This is a genomic window from Mucilaginibacter aquariorum (assembly GCF_024498135.1).
In the GTDB taxonomy this organism is placed as follows: domain Bacteria; phylum Bacteroidota; class Bacteroidia; order Sphingobacteriales; family Sphingobacteriaceae; genus Mucilaginibacter; species Mucilaginibacter aquariorum.
The window spans coordinates 1-20,197 of sequence record NZ_JANHOH010000014.1 but is presented as its reverse complement, the minus strand read 5'-3'; the positions used below and the strand labels follow the sequence as shown (position 1 = coordinate 20,197).

The following is a 20,197-nucleotide window of genomic DNA, read 5'->3' as shown; positions in this document are numbered from 1 at the left end:
ATAAATTGATCATCCGGATCATAATCCGTTTACTTCATTGCCGCTATCAAATAACGGCAGATAATACGTTTATACTATTCTTTTTAACTATATGCCCTTTTATACCATAATAAAACACTACGCAAAAGCATAATAACGGCACTAAATAAGCAATTTGTATACTTCCGGTCTTGTCTGATATAAGGCCCATTAACAAGGGGGCCATAGCCCCGCCTATAATAGACATTACCAAAAACGAAGCTGCCATCTTTGTTTCTTCGCCAAGGCCTTTTATTCCCAAAGCAAATATGGTTGGATACATGATCGACATAAAAAACGGCACTGCTATCACCGCGTAAAGAGCGATGCTGCCGGTTGTGTTTAATGCTATGAGCAGTAAAGCAATACTAATTGCCGAGTAAACACTCAACAATTTTGCCGGGGATATAAACCGCATAATAAAGGTGCCGATAAAACGCCCCGCCATAAAGCCAACCATTGCGATGGCTCCCCATAAAAATGCGGCGTCCTTTTCATTTAAACCGGCTACATATTTTGCATAGCGGATAAAGAAACTACCTACACCCACCTGTGCCCCAACGTAAAAAAATTGAGCAACAACCGACCAGCGCAAATGCGAATGACGCAATACACGGGCAGAAAAACCGGTACCTGGCGAATGCAGGTCGACGACTTTATCATCCGGTTTTTCATCGGGGATCTTAGTGATCAAAAACAGGATGATAAGTAACACTACCACGCTGCCAATGATGAGGTATGGAATTTTCACTGTATCGGCTTCTGATTGCAGATAGCTATTTACCTGTGCGGGGCTCATGCTATTAAGTTGGGCGGCAGAGTGGTCTATCCCTGTCAGTATAAAACGCCCGCCAAGTATGGGTGCAACAAAAGCGCCCAAACCGTTAAATGATTGCGCGAAGTTGAGCCTTTGTGCCGATGTTTCTTTGTCTCCCAGCACAGCTATATACGGATTGGCCACAGCCTCTAAAAAAGTTGAACCAGTAGCTATTATAAATAATGCGAAAAGGAAAAACACGTAACTACGTTCGGATGCTGCTGGTATAAACATAAATGCACCCGCGGCATAAAATACCAAGCCCAATAAAATGCCTTTTTTGTACCCATATTTCTGCATAAAAAGCCCCGCCGGTATGGCTACCAGAAAATAAGCCAGATAAACCGACAGATCAATAAATGCGGATAACGTATCGCTTAAATGACAGGCTTTTTTTAAGTGTGGTATTAATATTGGGTTAATATTATGCAGAAACGCCCATAAAAAAAACAGCGAGGTAACCAATACAATCGGGAAGAGGTATTTATTCTTAGGCATGAATACTGAGACGTTGAATCTTTGTTAAGATTGGTATCACAAAGAAAACAGATGCCTTTCAACAATACTTTTACATTATTGGCTAATGATTAAGCAATATTGTAATTATTGATCAACATAATTAGCATAAAACCTCCTGCTATTTCTCTTTATGCTATTGCCATTGAATGTTCCACGTTTATCTGTTTCAAAAAGTATTCGTCATGAGATATTACCAGGAGCGTGCCCTTATATTCATTGATGGCAGCTGTTAAAATTTCTATATTTTGGATATCCAGGTTATTTGTAGGCTCGTCTAATACAATTATATCAGGAGCCTGGTTGCTTATAGTTAATGAGCAAAGCATCAACCGCATCTTCTCTCCGCCGCTTAGCGCACTACAGGGTTTATCCCAATATTCTTTGGTAAACAAAAACCGGTTTAAACGGATCTTTATATCATGTTCCTGTAATGCGCCAGAATTATACGCTTGTGCCTGTTCGTAAACACTGAGCTTATTATCAATTAATGAATAGTCCTGATCAATATAAATGGCTTTGACACCTGCCCTGTCAATGGTTCCTGCCCGGGGCTGAAGTTCACCCAGGATCATTTTTATTAAAGTTGTTTTGCCGGATCCATTTGCCCCTTTAATAGCAATACGTTCGCCGCTCGTTATCTGAAAACTCAAATCCTGCTTCCAAAGCAATTGGTCATCGTATCCAAAATTGACATCTTTCGCAGTGATCAATATTTTACCCCTATGAAGTACCGAGTTATCAAAACCCATCTTCATCTTATCCATATCCGGTAATGTTGCGCGCAATTCACTCAGCCCTTGCGAAATAGCGCCTACCTTTTCGGCATGAACGCCCTTTACGCGCGAAGTGCTTTTCTCGGCATTGTTTCTAAGTGTGTTCATAAAAATGGTGGGCACACCTGCCTTTTCCTGTTTCTTCTTGCCACGGGCATCCAGTTTTTGCTGTCGTTCTAACGACTCGCGTTCAATTTCTTTTGCCTTACGCAGGGCTTTTTCTTTACTCTTCAGATCCTGATCCAAGGCATTACTTTCAATCGTTTTCTGTTCGGCGTAGAAATCGTAATTACCGCCGTACACGGTTATCCCCTTTGGACCGAGTTCATAAACGGCATTAAGGAGATTTAATAAAGCTCTGTCATGACTTACCACCACCAAAGTATTGGTAGTGGCCTTTATGTAATCATACAGCATGCTCCTGCCAAGCGTATCTAAATGGTTGCTTGGTTCATCCAATAAAACTATTTCGGGGCGATGAATGATAATCCCGGCGAGAAAAACTTTTGTTTTTTGTCCGCCGCTAAGGGTTGCCATTTTTTGAGAGAGGTCAAATTCATCAAGTTTCCAATGCGTGAGGGCCTCTTTGCAACGTTCTTCAATTGCCCAGTCATCGTCGAGCACGGTCATGTTGCGGTCGGTTACATTGCCTTCAAGAATTTCATTTAACGCCATCAGCTTATCCTCAACCCCCAAGGCTTTGGCAATACTATGATCATTAAACTGGCCAAAAATCTGCGGCACGCAATAAGGTTTCGAACCTGCTTTTACATGTCCGATTGAAGGGTATAAGTTTCCGGATAATAGTTTTAGTAGCGTGGATTTCCCTGCCCCGTTATTACCTATTAGTGCAACTTTATCGTGTTTGTTTATGACGAGATTTATATCAGCAAACAATAAATCTCTGTTGGGGTGTACGTAAGTAACACCTTGTAGAATAAGCATAATTTCTTCCTTTAAAGAGTGAATAATTACAGTAGCCTACCAGGTAGGTTTCCGTTTATTTTTCCTGAAAGAAATTATTATTACATATAGTGTTTTTTAGATTACGTGGGCAATGTTAAAAAAAAATGCTGTAATATCAAAGATACCCATGATCTTCAAGCAATGCTTTTCAATCTTTTGGGTATCCTTGGGCATTTAAAACCTGTTAATTGAACGTACATAGCATTTAATCCAATTTATTAAGCGCCCGTATTTTCGATCTATACGCGGCCGGCAATAAAGCATCCCTCAAAAAATGGTTAATTTTTAAGGTGCCTGATGATTTATAACCGGATAGAACACAACTAAAACCATTGGTGCTTTTGAGGTGAAGCAGATCTTTTACCACTGGCGGCACAACAAGTGCCTGCACATTTTTCATCAGCCAGTATCTGAAGTAGCCCAAGTGTTTAAGGTACTGTTTGAAAAGATCGTGGGTTAACGCTCCAAACTCCAAATTTTGCTGTAGATGCCCCAACCGCCTCGTTATCCAGCCTTCGTAATCTGCAGGCAGATCTTTAAGGCCCATACGCATCCCTACCTTGTAAAATACATTATACACTTCTGTTTTTTCTTCGACGGTTAATTTTCGTTTAAGCAGCTCGTAAGACCTGATGGAATAATCTATCAGCATAAATAAAACATCGCGGTAAGCCCAATCGGGGATCTGGCTTCCCCGTGAAGTTTCTACCTGTTTGTGGATAGCGGTTATCTGGTCAATAGCTGCGTTGGCATTATCATAAGTAGCAAACAGGATCTTGTGTGCGTACGTCACGGTCGAAAACAGTCTATCCAGTGGGTCTGCAGGCAGTTTGCCGGTAAAGTAAAGCCAGTCTACCGCCTTATTAAGCGCGAATTCGGCAGCGGCCCCTGCGAAAATAAAAAGCACGGTATCGGCCTCGCCCCAAATCTTACGCACTATAGAATGTTCATCAACAAAATATTTCATATACATCTCACCAACCTCTCCGTTAACCAAACAAACAATATCCCTAAGGTGTACATTAGCATATCAGCCCATGCAAAGCTTGTGCCCAGTAGCATACGCGCCGTAAACGAACCCTGCAGGCCAAGTATGTTAATTAAATGAAGCCACTGGCACCATTCTATTAAGTATGCGAATAAAAGCACGCCTAACGCGGTATAATTCATATCACATTGTATAACGCTTTTTATAAGGCAGTATATCAATATCACTACTAAAAAATCGCCTCCAAAAGGGCGGATGTAATCGTCGTGCATGTAAAGCCCGATGATTGTCTCCACCATTAGTAATAGCATCGCCAGCGAAAAATAGATCCTGTTAAACTTGAATATTGACTTTTTCATAAAGTACTTTGAATTGCAAAGTAAGTATAAAAGAATCATCAAAGCAAATTATTTAACACCTTCGGATGACTGAGTGCATAAACCCATAGAAAAACTTCGTGTTATTGGAATAAATGCCCGCTACCGTGGAAATGTGCTAATCCTTCCGTGTTTTGTATAAACCTGCGTGGGGTTGTGCCGATACCTTTGTTATAAATATTTAACAAAGAAAACATGTCAAAAATAATTTTAATAACCGGCGCCTCACGCGGCTTTGGTAAGATCTGGGCTAAAGCACTTTTAGAACGTGGCGATAAAGTTGCGGCAACCGCCAGAAACACAGAAGATTTAAATGACCTGGTGCAGGCTTATGGTGATGCCGTTTTGCCCATTCAATTGGATGTGAATAACCGCGATGCCTGCTTTGCAGTAGTAAATAAAGTAAAACAGCACTTCGACCGCATTGATGTATTAATTAACAATGCTGGTTTTGGCTTATTTGGCGCTATTGAAGAAACAAGTGAAGCACAGGCCCGCGCACAAATGGAAACTAACTTTTTTGGTTTGCTTTGGGTAACCCAAGCTATTGTACCTATTATGCGCGAACAAAAGGGCGGGCACATTATCCAGGTATCAAGCTTTTTGGGATTGGTAAGTTTGCCGGTCTTGGGCTTATATAATGCATCGAAATATGCGGTTAACGGTTTAAGTGAAACACTTGCTACCGAAGTAAAAAGCTTTGGTATTAACGTAAGTTTGATTGAGCCGAATGGTTTCTCTACAGACTGGGCTGGTGCATCCGCTTTCCAGACAGAAGCTAACGAAGTGTATGCCCCTGTTAAAAAAGCATTTTTTGATGCCGCGACCCCGGATAGCTGGGGTAAACCAGAAAGTACTGCCAAAGCGGTACTGGCGTTAATAGACAGCGAAAACCCTCCGTTGCATTTTTTATTGGGCAAGGTAGCCTATCCGTGGGTTAAACAGGTTTATGCAGAGCGCCTGGCAGAGTTTGAAGAATGGAAAGAGGTATCTGCAGACGCCCACGGTCATTAATAAATCATTTAAAACCTTAAACCACAATTTGCACATACGTATTGCGTAAATTGTGGTTTATTAATTACCCGTGAAGATGAAGCATTATAAAAGTTTGATTGAGTTGCATAAAGATAATGGCTTTCCGCCACCGGAGCATCCGCAATTCAGTATTTACCAGTGTAACCATGCCTGCTCTATTGGCGACCGGGAATTTACCAGCGACTTTTATATGATCGGCTTTAAAAAATTAATTTCGGGCGTTATTCTCTACGGCCGTACTAAATACGATCATCAATGCGGATCAATGATGTTCTTTAAACCACGACAGATCATCGAAATGAAAAACCTTGAAATGGACGAAGATGGATTCCTGATCTTTATTCACGAGGATTATTTAAGCGGGCATACCTTACATAACGATATTAAAAAGTACCATTATTTCGATTACGAAACTAACGAAGCCTTGCACTTATCTCCCGGTGAAGAAAAAACGATCTGGGAATTGTATCACAAAATTGAAACAGAGTATCGCAATAACCAGGATGAATACAGTCGCGAGCTTATTTTAGCCAATGTGGATACGATGCTGAAATACAGCCAGCGTTTTTACAAAAGACAGTTTCTTAACCGCACAGAGATCTCTGGTAAAACGGTTACTAAATTTAATGATGAGATAAACCGGTACGTTGCAAATGGAATGTTAGACATTAAAGGATTGCCCTCCGTTCATGATATTGCCGAGCGCCTGAATATTTCTGCAGGATATTTAAGTGATGTATTGAAGCAGGAAAGCGGAAAAACAGCGCTGGAACATATTCATATCTATTTGATATCTGAAGCCAAAAATAAGCTGATAGGCGAAGATAAGTCCGTTTCCGAGATCGCTTATGCTTTGGGGTTCGAAAATCTTTCTTATTTCTCCCGGCTATTTAAAAAAGAGGTCGGCATCAGCCCTAACCTCTTTAAAAAACAGCTGCTTAATTAAAATAAAAAGCCCCGAACAGGAATACTTTGTGCTCAAATCTCAAAAATGTGGCACATAGTTAAGTAAACCAGCGAACGACAGCTTTTTGGAGTTCGCTGCGATCCGGGTCACTGTCAGCAGCCCACGCGATAATCCCGTCAGGGCGTATCAGTACAGCGCTCAAGCCCAATTGTTCCTTTGCACTGCTCGAAATATACTTGATCTGGCCGCCATATTTATTCAACAAAGTTTTAAGTGAAGTATTTCTATCAAAATCAAGCAGTATCCCCTGGCCATCGTGCATTAAATCGCCAATTGTTGTACCATCTTCAAACTCAAAATCGGGAACGCTGCGGCCTGCTAAAAAATGGTCTCCACCGAGATTGTAATGGATATTAATGCCCCACACCTTTCCTGCAAAATAAGTAGCGCCATCGCTCGTGTTCATCAGGTCGCGGACAATAGCATACAGCGCGCGGGCTTCCGGTTCTGGTTTCATGATCGCAACCTGGGCGCGTGACCAATCCAGTACCTGTGCACCAATTGGGTGCCGCTCGGCGCAATAACTGTCTAACAAGTCTTCCGGAGCTTTTTTCTGGATGGTCGCGGCGAGTTTCCAGCCAAGGTTCATGGCATCGCCAAGACCAAGGTTAAGTCCCTGGCCGCCCAATGGCGAGTGAATGTGGGCAGCATCGCCAGCTAAAAGTACCCGGCCGTTACGATAGGTTGTGGCCTGCCGTGCCCGGTCAGTCCAGGTGGTTGCAATATGCAGCGCACTGATCGTAACATCGGTGTTTGAGATGCGGCGTAACACCTCCTGTACATGCTCCAGTGTGATCGGCTTTTTTGAATGATGAAATACCCCGCCATCAAAATCCTGTAGTAATACGTAACCCGGTCGGGATTGCATATACATACCTCTTGATGTCACATTTCGGCCCGGACTAAGCTTCTCCGGATCGGTTAGATCAAGCAATGTGGAGTAACCCGTAAATTCTGGCTCGGTACCGGCAAACTCAAAACCGCCCGCTTTACGAACAACGCTCCGGCTTCCATCGCAACCCACCAGCCATTTACTCTTGAAAAATTGGTTCCCAGCCTGTACAGTTACCTCACCTACGGTTTGATGAAAACCGTTAATGGCATGTCCGCGTCTGATCTCCACGCCCAGAACTTCAGCGCGATTGGCCAGCACCGTTTCAAGCTCCGCCATTTCAGATATTAAACTGGTTTCAGTTGAGCTTGGCAGGCGGTACTTCCATTGTGAAGTGTCAATATCGCCCTCATGAAATGGAATTCCTGCGAAATGTCCAACCTGGCGGCGCACGCCCTGGCCGGCATTTTGGTGCGGGTTTTTAAGGCGTTTATGCACTTCCAGTTTTTTTAGTAACCCACGACGATATAGCGCCTCAATAGTTGGCGCCGAGAGCCCCCGCACCCCGAAAGGAAGTTGCTTTAATGGCGAATGTGGATCCTCTGCCTTTTCCAGTATCAGGACTGAACATTTTGCCAGGGCCAGTTCGCAGGCAAGAAACAGGCCTACAGGCCCGGCGCCGGAGATAATGACATCGTAAATTGAATGATCTTGTATGGATGTATTGCTTTTAAGTGTAGCTTTCATATAGAATGATTGAAAGCACAAAATTCCGAAATGCCCGTTCCTTAGGATTGTATAAACGCGACAAAATCACTGCTTAAAATTGGTTTATCTTTCTTTGCTTTTCGCGCGAATGCAGCTGGCGTAGTGCCGCTGTAGCGTTTAAATTCCCTGCTTAAGTGGGATTGATCCGCATAGCCTAACTCATGCGCCAAAGCGGCAAGGTGGGCATCCGGGTAATGCCATAATCGGTTCCGCACCTGCTCAAAACGTATTAAAGCAGAGACATCTTTTACCGTATAGCCGGAAGATTGTTTGAAGTTTCTTTCCAGTGTACGCACCGTGGCATGGGCCGCCGCTGCTACCCGGCTTACCGGCATCGTGCCATTTGCTTGCCTCATGGCAGCTCCCGCTTTAAATAGCATATTGCTGGTGGCAATCCCCAACCTTTCGGTCAGGAAGTACTGTTTTGCCTGGGCCAGCGCTTCATCTACCCTGCCGGCACGAATACACTTATCCAATGTGGATTGAAGTTGGGCGATAGGATGCTCAAATATGCGAACCTCATCTTTACCGGATGGCAATCCGAGCAAATCGAACACAGTCCAGGGAAAACATCTGATACCAATGATCTCTAACCTATTTTTTGTGTAAAAAACAACGGGCTGATTGAGCAGCCCAATCATAAACGGTGATGGCAATGGCAGCAAGCCCCCATTACCAGAAATGCTAAGGGTGCCTCCGAAATAAAAAATAATTTCGGCATAGCCATCTGGTTGTACCTCAAAGCTTGGCTGTAACGTGCCGGCGTCTCTTATGTTATGCCAAAAGCACTTTATGGTATCCCGTAGCTCTTCAGGAGGTTCAAATTCCTGGTGCTGCATTTTTGGTGGATGGATAGCTTTTGGTACACTCATGTTATTGCCGGTAAAATTTAAAGCTACAAAAAAGCCCGCGCTCCTGAATCCCAAATCGCATGTTACTACCGCAGCAAACCGCTATTCACTTCGCAAACTCTTCACCGGGTTTGCTATTGCCGCCTTTATTGCCTGGAAACTTATGGTTACAAGTGCAATAATTATTGCCACAATCCCGCCCACGGCAAATAACCACCAACTGATGTTGATGCGATAAGCATAAGCTTGCAACCATTGGTGCATATAATACCATGCAATGGGTGTAGCAATAGCAAAGGCAATTGCAATAAGTATTATAAATTCTTTCGAAAACAAGTAAACGATATTGCCTGCAGTGGCTCCCAGTACTTTACGGATACCAACTTCTTTTATTCGCTGTACTGCCATAAATGAGGCTAAACCATACAACCCAAGGCAGCTAAGGAATATCGCGATAGCTGCAAATATTTTATACAAAGCTGCTAACTGATTTTCCTGCTTGTAAAAGTTTGCGATTTTATCGTCGAGAAACCTGTATTCATAAACATAATCGGGGAATGTTTGCTCCCAAATTTTCTTAACGAACTGCATAGTGGAAGCAATATTTGTGGTCGCAAGTTTTATGGAAGCCTGACGGTACATGGTGCTGTTTGTGGCAATAAGTAATGGTGCCAGATTATTCCGCAAAGATCTGTCATTAAAATCTTTCACAACACCAACAACGGGGCATTTTATCAAACCATCCATCATGCTTATTTCTTTGTTCAATATATCTTCCGGCTTTTTAAGCCCTAAACTTTTCACGAATGATTCATTCACCAAAAACTCTCTTGTCCAACCGGAAGCTTGCAAATTTCTTCCGGCTACCAGTTTCAATTTATAAGTCGGCACATAGTCATTGTCGGCAAACTTGGTGATCGCCTGGAAATCCGCATTCTTTATCGCATTATCAAATTTAAATGTGGTAAACATATTATCATTATCTTCTATCGGTGAGTTAGAATTGAAGCTCACTGCTCGCACACCGTTTAATAATAACTGCTGCTTTAAGTAATCCGTCAGCTTTGCGCCGGTGCTGTCTGGGCGGTAGGCAACATTTACAATCGCATCTTTATCAAACCCCAGCGGTCGATTCATAAAATAATTCATCTGTTGTATAATGATGAGTGTTCCGATAATGAGCGCCTGCGCAATAATAAATTGAAACACTACCAACCCCCTCCTCAATGAAAATCCGTTGGTCGTATTTACCGTTATCTTACTTTTTAAAGCGTTAACAGGATTAAAACGTGATAAAATAAGAGCAGGATAAAACCCAGCGAGTGCGGATACCACAATTGTTACCGCCAAAAGAAATACAATAATTGCCGGGTTGCTAAATAGGTTGAATGAAAGCGAAAGTTCTAACAGCTTATTTACATAAGGCAATGCAAATATTGTTATAACTGTTGCAAGCAGTACCGCACCTGTAACTATTAAAATTGTTTCAAGGATGAATTGGATCTGTAATTGAGACTTACTGCTTCCCAAAACTTTTCTTACGCCAACCTCTTTTGCACGATTAACGGCCTGCGCCGTGGATAAATTGACGAAATTTACACAGCCAATTAACAGGATGAATGCTGAGATCAGCCACAATACATTGAGCAGTTCACGACTAATTGTTTTGTTGCTGTAATTACCTGTTTGTGTGTCATAATGCACCTCGGTTATAGGTTGTATAATGTGGCTATCCTTATTGCCGGCTGGTGCCACCTTTCGTGTGTATGCTCTTAGTTGCTGATTAAAATGGTCGGCAGAAACATTTGGCGGCAACAAAACATAACAACCAAAATCAGGAGCTGTTCCATTCAAACCAGGCTGCTGAAATCCGTATTGTTTATCTCCTGTAAAATCTGTTCCATAGGCCACCACCAATTTTAGCTGAAAATCTGTATTTGCAGGTATGGTTGCGAGAATGCCTGAAACCTTCAGCGCCCTTGGCGGGAATTGAAATAACCCCGCACCGATACTATAATATCCTGTTATATTGATGGTTTTACCCATTGCTGTTTTCCAGTCTCCGAAATATTTTTCAGCGATCTCTTTTGTGAGCAATACATTGTCAGGATCTTTTAATGAAGCATACGAACCTTCCAGTAGCGGGAAATTAAACATTTTGAAGAATGAAGGCGACGTATAAAATACACCGCTCTGCTCTTTAAAATTTTTTATAGGGTTTCCGTTATCATCAAGTACTTGCAGCTCGTCATTGTGGCTCGCATATACTGGGGCTATTTGTTCTATTTCAGGAAAGGCTGTTTTCAATCCTACGGGCATTGGAAAGGGAACATTTTTCGCATAAGAAATCTCTCCGGACTCTGCATGATGATATTCGGTTAACACACGATAGATGCGATCTTTTCTGGAGTGAAAATTCTCAAAGCTTGTTTGAAATTGTATAATGATAAATATCACCATACAAACGGCAATACCAACAGCCAGGCCGGTAACATTAATAGCGGCATAGCTCTTATTACGCGTCAGGTTTCGCCAGGCGATCTTAAAATAATTTTTAACCATAAAGTTGCGGTTTAATTTCTGATGAGACCACTTAAGGGTGGCTTCCTGAAACGAAATTACCGTCGCAAACCGGGGGTTACGCCCCAAATTATAAGATGGGCGCTCTTTTTTCAGTTCGTTCTTATATTCCACCGGGCTTTTCCCGGTTATTTGTTTAAAAGTTCGGTTAAAGGTGGTTTTAGAATTGAACCCCGATTCAAATGCAATGCCCAGCAGAGTGATGTGGTCATAAGCAGGATTCTGCATTTTCTGAACTACATCCGCAACCCGATACTCACCAATGAAATCATTGAAGCTTTTTTTAAGCACAGTATTGATGATCCGGGATAATTCATGAGGACCCAACTCAAGCTTTTCGGCAAGTGAGCTTAAGCTTAGTTCCGGGTCCTGATAATATAAACCTGCTTTCACGGTTTTTTTCAGCCATATACCCCGTTCCTTCATTTCTGCAGGGAGGGGCGGCTTTAAAAATGAAGGGAATTCGACCAACACGCCGGTCTCCTGTTTTAAAAAGGCCACAACCGCCATCCAGATGGCCATTACGGCGAAAAGGAGGTATAAAGGATAATAAGCACGAACACCTAATTGGTTATGATAATAAAAATAATCTACAGCTGTAAAAGGTATCCACAACAGCCATAACAAGCCTAAACCCATAATTAATTTATGCAGCCAGCGCAACTCGTGCCGGTACCGGTCGCCCCCGTTAAATTTTTGCTGTTGGTAAAAGCGTTCTACCTGCCTGTGAGATAGGTAAAGGTAAATTAGGACCGAAACAAACGCCAGCAATTGCAATACCGGGTTTAGCTGATGAAAGATTGGTGTGTTATAAGTAACTGCACCGGTTTTTACGCTCTCCCTAACTTCTAATGCCCGGGCACCCAATTCCAGCAGCAGCGGACTAAAATGCAGCAGATCCTTAGACCGGAATTTATACTCCGGCCGGGTTATTTTAAGTACATAAAAGAAAATGAGTGGGCCAAGCGCCAGCGAAAATTGCAGTGGCAGCCAGCTCCATCGGGGAAAGTATATGCCCAGCCGGATGTCAATGCATAAAACCCAGGTCATCCAAAAAATGACGGTGCAGATAGCCAGGGCAAGAAACCGATTGGCAAGCCGGTTGGTTTTTGGGGTGAACCATAACAGCAAGGCAAAAGTCAGCCCAATAAATATCATCCCCAGGAAGGCCAGGTCATACAGGTCGATATGAAATGTATATGGATTCAAGTAATTTAGATAGCCTAACGCTGTTTCAAATTTACAATATATTGGTTGAAATATATATCATCAGATCGCCCGGGCTTTGTTGGCATTGCATGATAAAAAAGAAAAGCCCCCAACTCTCGCTGAAGGCTTCGTAGCAGGTAGGATAACGTTCGCACTCCGCTCATATCAGGACTTCAGCGGCCCAACGTGTCTATAAGTGTTGAGGAGCAAACCCGTGGCCGTGGCCTTCGAGTCAACAAAAGCAAGCTCCCGGGCGTCAATACTGTCCGACAATAAGCGTTTACCCCGGCCAAGTAAAACCGGATAAGTGATGAGCACAACCTCGTCAGCCAGCCCCTGGTCAAGCAACAGAGACGTTAGCGTCGAACTTCCCACCACGATCAGGTCGGGGCCATCTGTTGACTTCAGCTCGCGGATCGCCTCAATAACGTCCCCGCTCAAACCCTTTACCGGACCCCATTCCAAACTGTCGGGCTTGTGGGTTACAATGTACTTTGTTGCAGCGTTTATTGCATTTGCCATTGGGAAATCTCCGGCATTAGGCCAAAAACCACTAAATATATCGTAGGTGTGGCGGCCAAGCAGCAGGTCGAAGTTTGGCCCGTATGCCTCAAAGAGCATTGCCGCCCCGGCAGGGCTTCTATAGGGCATTGTCCATGCGCCATAAGTGTAGTCTCCGTCGTGTTCTATCACGCCATCCAGCGAGATATGTTCAAAAATTCTGATCTTTCTCATTTGTTTATAATTAGTTTATCTATTGAATACCCCGTACGATTTTGTTATTGTAAAAACCCATTCAAAAATTCTGATATAGTTTTCGTTTGCTGCATTAAGCTCACATGCCCTTGTGCCGGAACAATGGCTAAATGTGATTTTGGCATCGGCCCTAAATCAGCAGATACGCCACCTCCCAGTAATTGGTACGTTTTCATCAACTCCACTTTGTCCAGGCCATCATTATCGCCTGATATAAGCAATACCGGCGAAGTAATTTTCGCGATATTGGCGTCACCCACGTTAAAGGGCACCCCGGCAAAAACAATCATTTGTTCAATAAACTTTGTCCAATTTGTTTTGTCGGGTGCTACTGCATCATATGCCGCTTTTATAGGAGTATTGTTAAAAAATTCGGGCTTAAAACCTTTAAACCCATTATTTATAGCGGGCAGCCAGCCATCGGTTTTATAGGTAGAAGAAATGATCACTAATTTTCTAACCCGTTTAGGGCTTTTTACTGCCAACTGGTAAGCTATGGAACCACCCATACTGTATCCTGCAACATCAGCACTATCAATTTTTAAAAAATTCATTACCCCTTCCACATCACTTGCCAGCGTAGCAATATCTAATTTCCTGTCCGAATACGGGGTGTGCCCATGTCCCTGCAATTCAAGAGCAATTACCTTTCTTGTTTTTGACAACTCGGGTATTAATTGTCCCCAATTCATTTCAATGGTATAAAATGCACCATGTAGTAAAACAAGGGGCTTACCCTCGCCATATACCTCGTAATAAACTTTAGTGCCGTTAACAGGTGCATAGCCACTGGCTGCTGGCTTAAGCTGCTGGCCATTAGATTGAAACACTGTAAAAAATAGAATAGCGATCAATAGTACCGGTTTGAGGGTATTAAATGCTTTAATTGCTCTTTTCATAATGCGTTATTTAAATTGTTTTGATTTTATTTTATTGACAATACAAAGAACGAATGAATATAAAGATTATATGCTGTGTAAAAACGACATTTTGGGGGTGGATTACGACACATAAATTGACGAGGAGTTATAAGGCATAAAAAAGGGGAAAACAAGTATATATGCTGATTACCTAAAATTTCTTCCCTTATAAAAGACCTCTTCCTGTGTACCTGCTTGTTGTTCGCCTTTGTTACCTCCATGATGTGGCTTTGTAGTTTCATCTGCTCGTGCCAATGTTAAAAGCGGCAGGTTGTCTTCATTTATTTGTGTTAATCCACGTAGCAGGCTATTGAGGTTAAAACATTTATTAGCCACCACATGGATTACTTCACCTTCGATCTGTAATTTGCCCTGCACCATAAATAAACGGGACTGGATGATCTCTTTACGATAGTAATCAAACAAGTTCTGCCAAACTACAATATTGGCTGCGCCCGTCTCATCTTCAAGGGTCATAAACAATACGCCTTTAGCCGTGCCCGGGCGTTGTCGAACGGTTATTAAACCTGTTACTCTTACAGGGTCGCCGTCTTGCATTTTTTTCAAGTCAGCAATTTTAGTATTGTGCAGCAAAGCCAGCTTTTCACGAACCAAAGCGACCGGATGATTTTTTAGCGACAACCCGGTTGATGAATAATCCTGTACCACATGTTCACCTTCGGTCATCAACGGTAACTGTATCTGCACCTCTTTAACACTTTCTGATGGCGTACTTTCAAAGAGAGCCATTGGCCTATCTCCTAAAGCTGATACTTCCCATAAAGCTTTACGGCGATCTAAACCTAATGAATGAAAAGCGTCTGCATCAGCCAGTGTCTCCAAAGCCGCTTCAGAAATACCTGCGCTGCATAATTGATTAATATGAGTGTATAAAGGTGTGCGCCCATCAATCAGTAATTGCATATCGTCTTCACGCAAGCTTTTGATTTGCCGGAAACCTAATCGTACGGTATAGTATTCCCCGTCTTTCTGTTCGAGTGTATTATCCCAAAAAGAATAGTTTACATCTACTGGTAAAACTTTAACCTGATGATCTATGGCATCGCGTACTATTTGTGCCGGTTGATAAAAACCCATGGGCTGGCTATTGAGCAATGCCGCGCAAAATACATCAGGATAGTAGTATTTTAGCCATGATGAAATGTATACCAATAAAGCGAATGATGCCGCATGGCTTTCCGGGAAACCATAGCCTTCAAAACCTTGTAACTGTTTAAATATCCGCCTGGCAAAATCCTCCTCATATCCCCGTTCCATCATGCCATCAACCAGCTTTTTTTCATACAAGCCTAATTTGCCATTAGCCTTAAAACTGGCCATACTCCGCCTTAATTCATCAGCCTCTGCGGGTGTAAATCCCCCGGCAACAATCGCTATTTCCATTGCTTGCTCCTGGAATAACGGCACACCCATTGTACGGCTTAATATCTCTTCCAACTCCGGTTTGGGGTATTCCGGGAGTTCTTCACCATTTCGTCTGCGCAAATAAGGATGCACCATGTCACCCTGAATTGGGCCGGGGCGAACAATGGCTACTTCAATCACCAGATCATAAAAGCATTGTGGTTTTAAGCGTGGCAGCATGGACATTTGCGCCCGGCTTTCTATTTGAAAAACGCCAATGGTATCTGCATGGCAAATCATTTCATATACTTTTTCATCATCCTGTGGTACGTTAGCTAAGGTTAATGTTTTATCATAATGCTGCTTTACCATATCAAACGCTTTACGGATCATGGTAAGCATCCCCAAGCCCAAAACATCCACTTTCAAAATTCCCAATGCTTCCAAATCATCCTTGTTCCACTCCAGTTGGGTTCGGTTTTCCATGCGGGCATTCATTACCGGGCAAAGATCTGATAGCTTATTATCAGTAATCACAAACCCGCCTGTATGTTGCCCCAATTGCCGCGGGAAACCCATTAGTTGCGTAGTTAAATGCAACACTTTATGAATTAGCGGATCATGCGGGTTTAGCCCTTGTTCGCGCAACCTTTTTTCATCAAAGCCTTCTTCACTAAAATCCCAAATGGTAGCACCTACACGTTTAATGGTATCTTCTGATAAACCCATTGCTTTACCAGCATCACGGATAGCTCCCCTGTGCCGTTCCTGTGTTACAGTAGCCACAATAGCGGCGTGTTCCCGGCCATAGTCCTCATAAATATACTGGATGATCTCCTCGCGCCGTTCATGTTCAAAATCCACATCAATATCCGGCCACTCTTCCCGCGCATCCGACATAAAGCGTGAAAACAATAGCCGTGATTTCATAGGGTCGACCGCTGTAATGGATAAACAATAACAAACGGTTGAGTTAGCTGCTGAACCACGCCCCTGATGCAGAATGCCTAACTCTTCGGCTTTTTGAGTATACTTGTATACCCGCAAAAAATAGGGTGCCAATTTACGCTTTTCAATAAAGGCCAACTCAAACACGATCTGGTTAGCTACCTTTTTTGGTATCTTCTCACCATAACGCTCATGTGCGCCAGCCCAGGTATATTTAGTAAGGCGTTCCTGCGGTGTAAGGCCATCAATTATCTTTTCTTCGGGCTCAATATATTTTAATGTATCTAACGAAAATTGACAGGCATCTGCAATCATCAGGGCGTTTTCAATAGCTTCAGGATATTGCCGGAACAGGCGATATATTTCATCTACCGGTTTGATAAACCGCTCTGCATTGGCATGCAGCTTAAAACCTGCCGTATGTATAGTACATTTTTCCCGGATACAGGTTAAAATATCCTGTAACTCGCGCCGGGCTAATTCATGATAATGCACATCACCTACAGCTACCATAGGCACGCCTAATTTTGACAAACGGGCTAATCGTTTGGCATCATCACCGCTATATGAGCGGGTTGCTGCTATATATAATGATAGGCCAAGTTCAGCATGATATTCCTTTACATTATTTTTAAACTCATCGTCATAATCAAACCTTGTGTTCAATTCATCAGGTGGAACGATGATAAATTTAATGCCTGCGTTGTGTGCATAAACATCAGCTTTATACAAATGGCACTCTCCTTTTTCGGCCCGTAAATTACCAACTGTTAATAAAGCCGAAAGCCTGCCGTAAGCATCCCGGTTAGTTGGGTACGCAAGCAAGCTTGGCCCGTCTAACAAATCAAGCCTACAAGCAGGAATAAATTTAAAGTTTAACTTTTTAGCTGCTATATGTGCACGAACAATACCGGCGAGGCTATTCCGGTCGGCTATGGCAATGGCATCATATCCGTAAGCAGCAGCTTGTTCAACCAATTCTTCAGGATGCGACCCGCCGCGCAAAAAACTAAAATTTGATGTGGTTTGTAATTCAGCGTATCTCATGGCTATGCAAAAAATCCGTGTAAGTACCATTGCGGTTCATTATCATAATGCCCCGACCTGAACAGCCAATAACGTTGTCCATCCGCATCCTCAACTGCGTAATAATCCCGGTGCAGGCCTTTGTCCTGCCACCACTCGCGCTCTATACGTTCGGGGCCATCTGCTTTCTCAACTACATGCCGCTTGCCTTTATAGGTAAAAACTTTTGGTGGATAATCCGGTAACAACGCCATTACTTCAACAGGTTCGGGGCGTTGCAATAAGCGTAACGGTCGTGGTCTGTCGGTTCGCCATCTGGTTGTCGGAACATCGGATAGAGATGAGGTTTGCTTAACTGAACGCTCGGGCCAGTAATGTTCTGAAGGTAAATAGCGATATATAGCTTTACCCCCAATTTTACCGGCTAACTTATCTAACAACTCTGCCAAAGCATTATCTTGTAAGCCGGGCTTACCAGCCCATAATTTTTCCTGTACAAGATCAATATCTTCTACCTTAGATGCTTCCAAAAGGAATAGCTCAATACCTAACGCAGGTTCTATTTTACTTATCTGTAACTCAAAAAGTTTAAACAAGTGCGAAACACTATGCGAGCCGCGATTAGTACTGATCTTTCCCTGCACCATTTTGCCATCAATACGATAACATTTAAGTATTGCTTTTCTAACTCCTTTACCTTCCGACTGCAACCGCGTACACAACCCTTCCAATAATTTTGAGATGGCTATCTCAATAGCTTTAACTGTTCTGACGGGTTCAAGGCAAGGCAATCGTTCAGTATAAGGTACTGGCGGAACGAGCGGAGTAAGGTGCTCGTCTTCAACCCCCAAAGCCTGCGCCAACCTTAATAAGAAGCCCTCACCAAATCGCCTTCGCAATACAGTCCGTGGCATTTGCATAAAGCTTTTGATGGTGACCAAACCCAATTTTTGTAGCTTTTGCAGTACATTACCTTCTAACCGCAAAGCTATAGGAGGCAAGTTAAGCAATGCATTTGCCTGTGTGCCGCTCGCAATAATAGGTGTTGTTTTTCCATAATGGCTGTTAGCCCAGGCAGCGCCTATGGTATCAGCTATGGCAGCCCTTGCATCATAACCTGATGACCTTAATTTATTAACTATCTCTTTTAAGTAGCCACGTTCACTACTCCATAAATGTGCACAACCGGATATATCCAAAATTAAACTATCAGGCAGATCAACAGCTACAATCGGCGTATATCTAATACACCATAAGCCTAATTGCCTTAATAATTTAGCTTCCTTACCCGGTAAGTGATCCACAACTTGCAAATTGGTGGTAATAGCTTTGGCATCAGCCGCTGTCATTCCCCGGTATACACCCCGGGCTTCTGCTATAGGGTTAGCAGCAGTAATTATAATACGGTTACGTTCGGTAGCAATAAAAGCAAAAGGCACATCCTTCATCTCCGGCTTGCGAAGCGTCAGCCAATCCGTCGCCAAATGACGAAACCATATTACCATGTAACGCTTTTGCATGGCTCATCCTACTTTTTGTATCTGATGTTCTAATAGTTTTTCCTCAATTGGTGTAAACCCACCATCCGACCATTCAACAACCCAATTCCCCGGCTTGCCATTACGTACACGTAACAGTTCAACCTGCCAGCGGGGAAAACCTAATCCCGGCAACCCATCTATTGGTTCACTTGCTAAAGGTTTGATCTGCCAACGTGCAGCACAAGCCGTTGAACCCATTTTATCAGACCTGTTACGAAGAATAAAACCAGTTACACCGCTTTGTTCTACCGCCAGTTGTAAACGTCTCGATTGTTTAAAATCAACCTCAGACAATTCACCTACAACAGCTATTAATCCGGTACATTTCAAGGCTTCTTCCATCACCCATAACACATCTTTATCTTTATTGAGATGTATAAAAATTATCCGGTCAGGCTCAACCTCAAATGATTTTAAGGCTATTGGATATATATTCCCGGATAAGCTGATCCATAAACATGCCCCGCCGTTCTGCATTAATACTGATAGCAGCCCGCTTATAAAACCACTTGAAGCAGTAGCCTGTTCCGTATTATCACAAACCATTTCATGTACTGCACGCATTGGAAATACCCCATTTGGAAAGTTTGCCTCAATAGTATTTAAACCGAATATTTTTCTTTCGCCAAGCGAAGGCGGCTTATAACCCTCCCATTGCAGAATATTTTTCTGCAAACGGTTAATCAACTCTCTTTTAGCATCGGGCATAACAAATAATTATCAATACAAATCTATGCTAATATTTTTAGCAATTCATATCAATAATTACAATTTATTTTTCACTTTTGTTTTGATGATGAATTAGAATCTTGTAAGAGTGAGTTGTCCTGAAATAAGTTGACAATAATTAAAGAATAAATATAGTCCTTGTCAGGTAATACTGGCAAGGATTTTTTGTTGGTGAATAGTGTTTGGTGTTAGATAGTTTAAAGCTGAGGCCT

Annotated in this window: 14 protein-coding genes; 2 read left to right on the top strand and 12 right to left on the bottom strand. The window is 42.7% G+C overall.

What is annotated here, in order from left to right:
- Positions 1 to 46: 46 nt before the first annotated feature.
- The 4 genes from fucP to NPE20_RS25635 form a co-directional block, all read right to left on the bottom strand.
- On the bottom strand, positions 47 to 1,333 hold the full coding sequence (fucP, locus tag NPE20_RS25650) for an L-fucose:H+ symporter permease (RefSeq protein WP_256541572.1): 1,287 nt from the start codon (positions 1,331 to 1,333) through the stop codon (positions 47 to 49).
- 149 nt (positions 1,334 to 1,482) lie between these two features.
- Entirely contained in the window at positions 1,483 to 3,072 is a 1,590-nt protein-coding gene (gene abc-f / locus NPE20_RS25645; RefSeq protein ID WP_256541571.1) for a ribosomal protection-like ABC-F family protein, read from the bottom strand.
- 226 nt (positions 3,073 to 3,298) lie between these two features.
- Positions 3,299 to 4,060 (bottom strand): oxygenase MpaB family protein, encoded by a 762-nt coding sequence (locus tag NPE20_RS25640; RefSeq protein ID WP_256541570.1) that lies wholly within the window; start codon positions 4,058 to 4,060, stop codon positions 3,299 to 3,301.
- Positions 4,057 to 4,440 (bottom strand): ribosomal maturation YjgA family protein, encoded by a 384-nt coding sequence (locus NPE20_RS25635; protein WP_256541569.1) that lies wholly within the window; start codon positions 4,438 to 4,440, stop codon positions 4,057 to 4,059. The genes NPE20_RS25640 and NPE20_RS25635 overlap by 4 nt, the downstream gene beginning before the upstream one ends.
- 213 nt (positions 4,441 to 4,653) lie before the next feature.
- Between NPE20_RS25635 and NPE20_RS25630 the strand changes: the two genes are divergently transcribed.
- Positions 4,654 to 5,472 carry an SDR family NAD(P)-dependent oxidoreductase gene (locus NPE20_RS25630; protein WP_256541568.1) on the top strand — a complete coding sequence of 273 codons (819 nt, stop codon included), beginning with the start codon at positions 4,654 to 4,656 and terminating at the stop codon, positions 5,470 to 5,472.
- A gap of 76 nt (positions 5,473 to 5,548) precedes the next feature.
- Positions 5,549 to 6,439, top strand: coding sequence for a helix-turn-helix domain-containing protein (locus tag NPE20_RS25625; protein ID WP_256541567.1), 891 nt, complete (start codon positions 5,549 to 5,551; stop codon positions 6,437 to 6,439).
- A gap of 58 nt (positions 6,440 to 6,497) precedes the next feature.
- Here the strand turns inward: NPE20_RS25625 and NPE20_RS25620 are convergent, their stop codons facing one another.
- From NPE20_RS25620 to NPE20_RS25585, 8 genes are all read right to left on the bottom strand, one after another.
- Positions 6,498 to 8,039, bottom strand: coding sequence for an FAD-dependent monooxygenase (locus NPE20_RS25620; RefSeq protein ID WP_256541566.1), 1,542 nt, complete (start codon positions 8,037 to 8,039; stop codon positions 6,498 to 6,500).
- A 41-nt stretch (positions 8,040 to 8,080) separates the two neighbouring features.
- Positions 8,081 to 8,932, bottom strand: coding sequence for an AraC family transcriptional regulator (locus NPE20_RS25615; RefSeq protein ID WP_256541565.1), 852 nt, complete (start codon positions 8,930 to 8,932; stop codon positions 8,081 to 8,083).
- Positions 8,933 to 9,013: 81 nt separating this feature from the next.
- Positions 9,014 to 12,700 (bottom strand): ABC transporter permease, encoded by a 3,687-nt coding sequence (locus tag NPE20_RS25610; protein ID WP_256541564.1) that lies wholly within the window; start codon positions 12,698 to 12,700, stop codon positions 9,014 to 9,016.
- Between the two features lie 165 nt (positions 12,701 to 12,865).
- Complete coding sequence (locus NPE20_RS25605; RefSeq protein WP_256541563.1) at positions 12,866 to 13,435, bottom strand: dihydrofolate reductase family protein; 570 nt, start codon at positions 13,433 to 13,435, stop codon at positions 12,866 to 12,868.
- Between the two features lie 44 nt (positions 13,436 to 13,479).
- Positions 13,480 to 14,355: an alpha/beta fold hydrolase gene (locus NPE20_RS25600; RefSeq protein WP_256541562.1), complete on the bottom strand. Its 876-nt coding sequence runs from the start codon at positions 14,353 to 14,355 to the stop codon at positions 13,480 to 13,482.
- 168 nt (positions 14,356 to 14,523) lie between these two features.
- Positions 14,524 to 17,736 (bottom strand): error-prone DNA polymerase, encoded by a 3,213-nt coding sequence (locus NPE20_RS25595; protein WP_256541561.1) that lies wholly within the window; start codon positions 17,734 to 17,736, stop codon positions 14,524 to 14,526.
- A 2-nt stretch (positions 17,737 to 17,738) separates the two neighbouring features.
- Positions 17,739 to 19,235: a Y-family DNA polymerase gene (locus NPE20_RS25590; protein WP_256541560.1), complete on the bottom strand. Its 1,497-nt coding sequence runs from the start codon at positions 19,233 to 19,235 to the stop codon at positions 17,739 to 17,741.
- Positions 19,236 to 19,238: 3 nt separating this feature from the next.
- Positions 19,239 to 19,964 carry an ImuA family protein gene (locus NPE20_RS25585; protein ID WP_256541559.1) on the bottom strand — a complete coding sequence of 242 codons (726 nt, stop codon included), beginning with the start codon at positions 19,962 to 19,964 and terminating at the stop codon, positions 19,239 to 19,241.
- Positions 19,965 to 20,197: the final 233 nt, after the last annotated feature.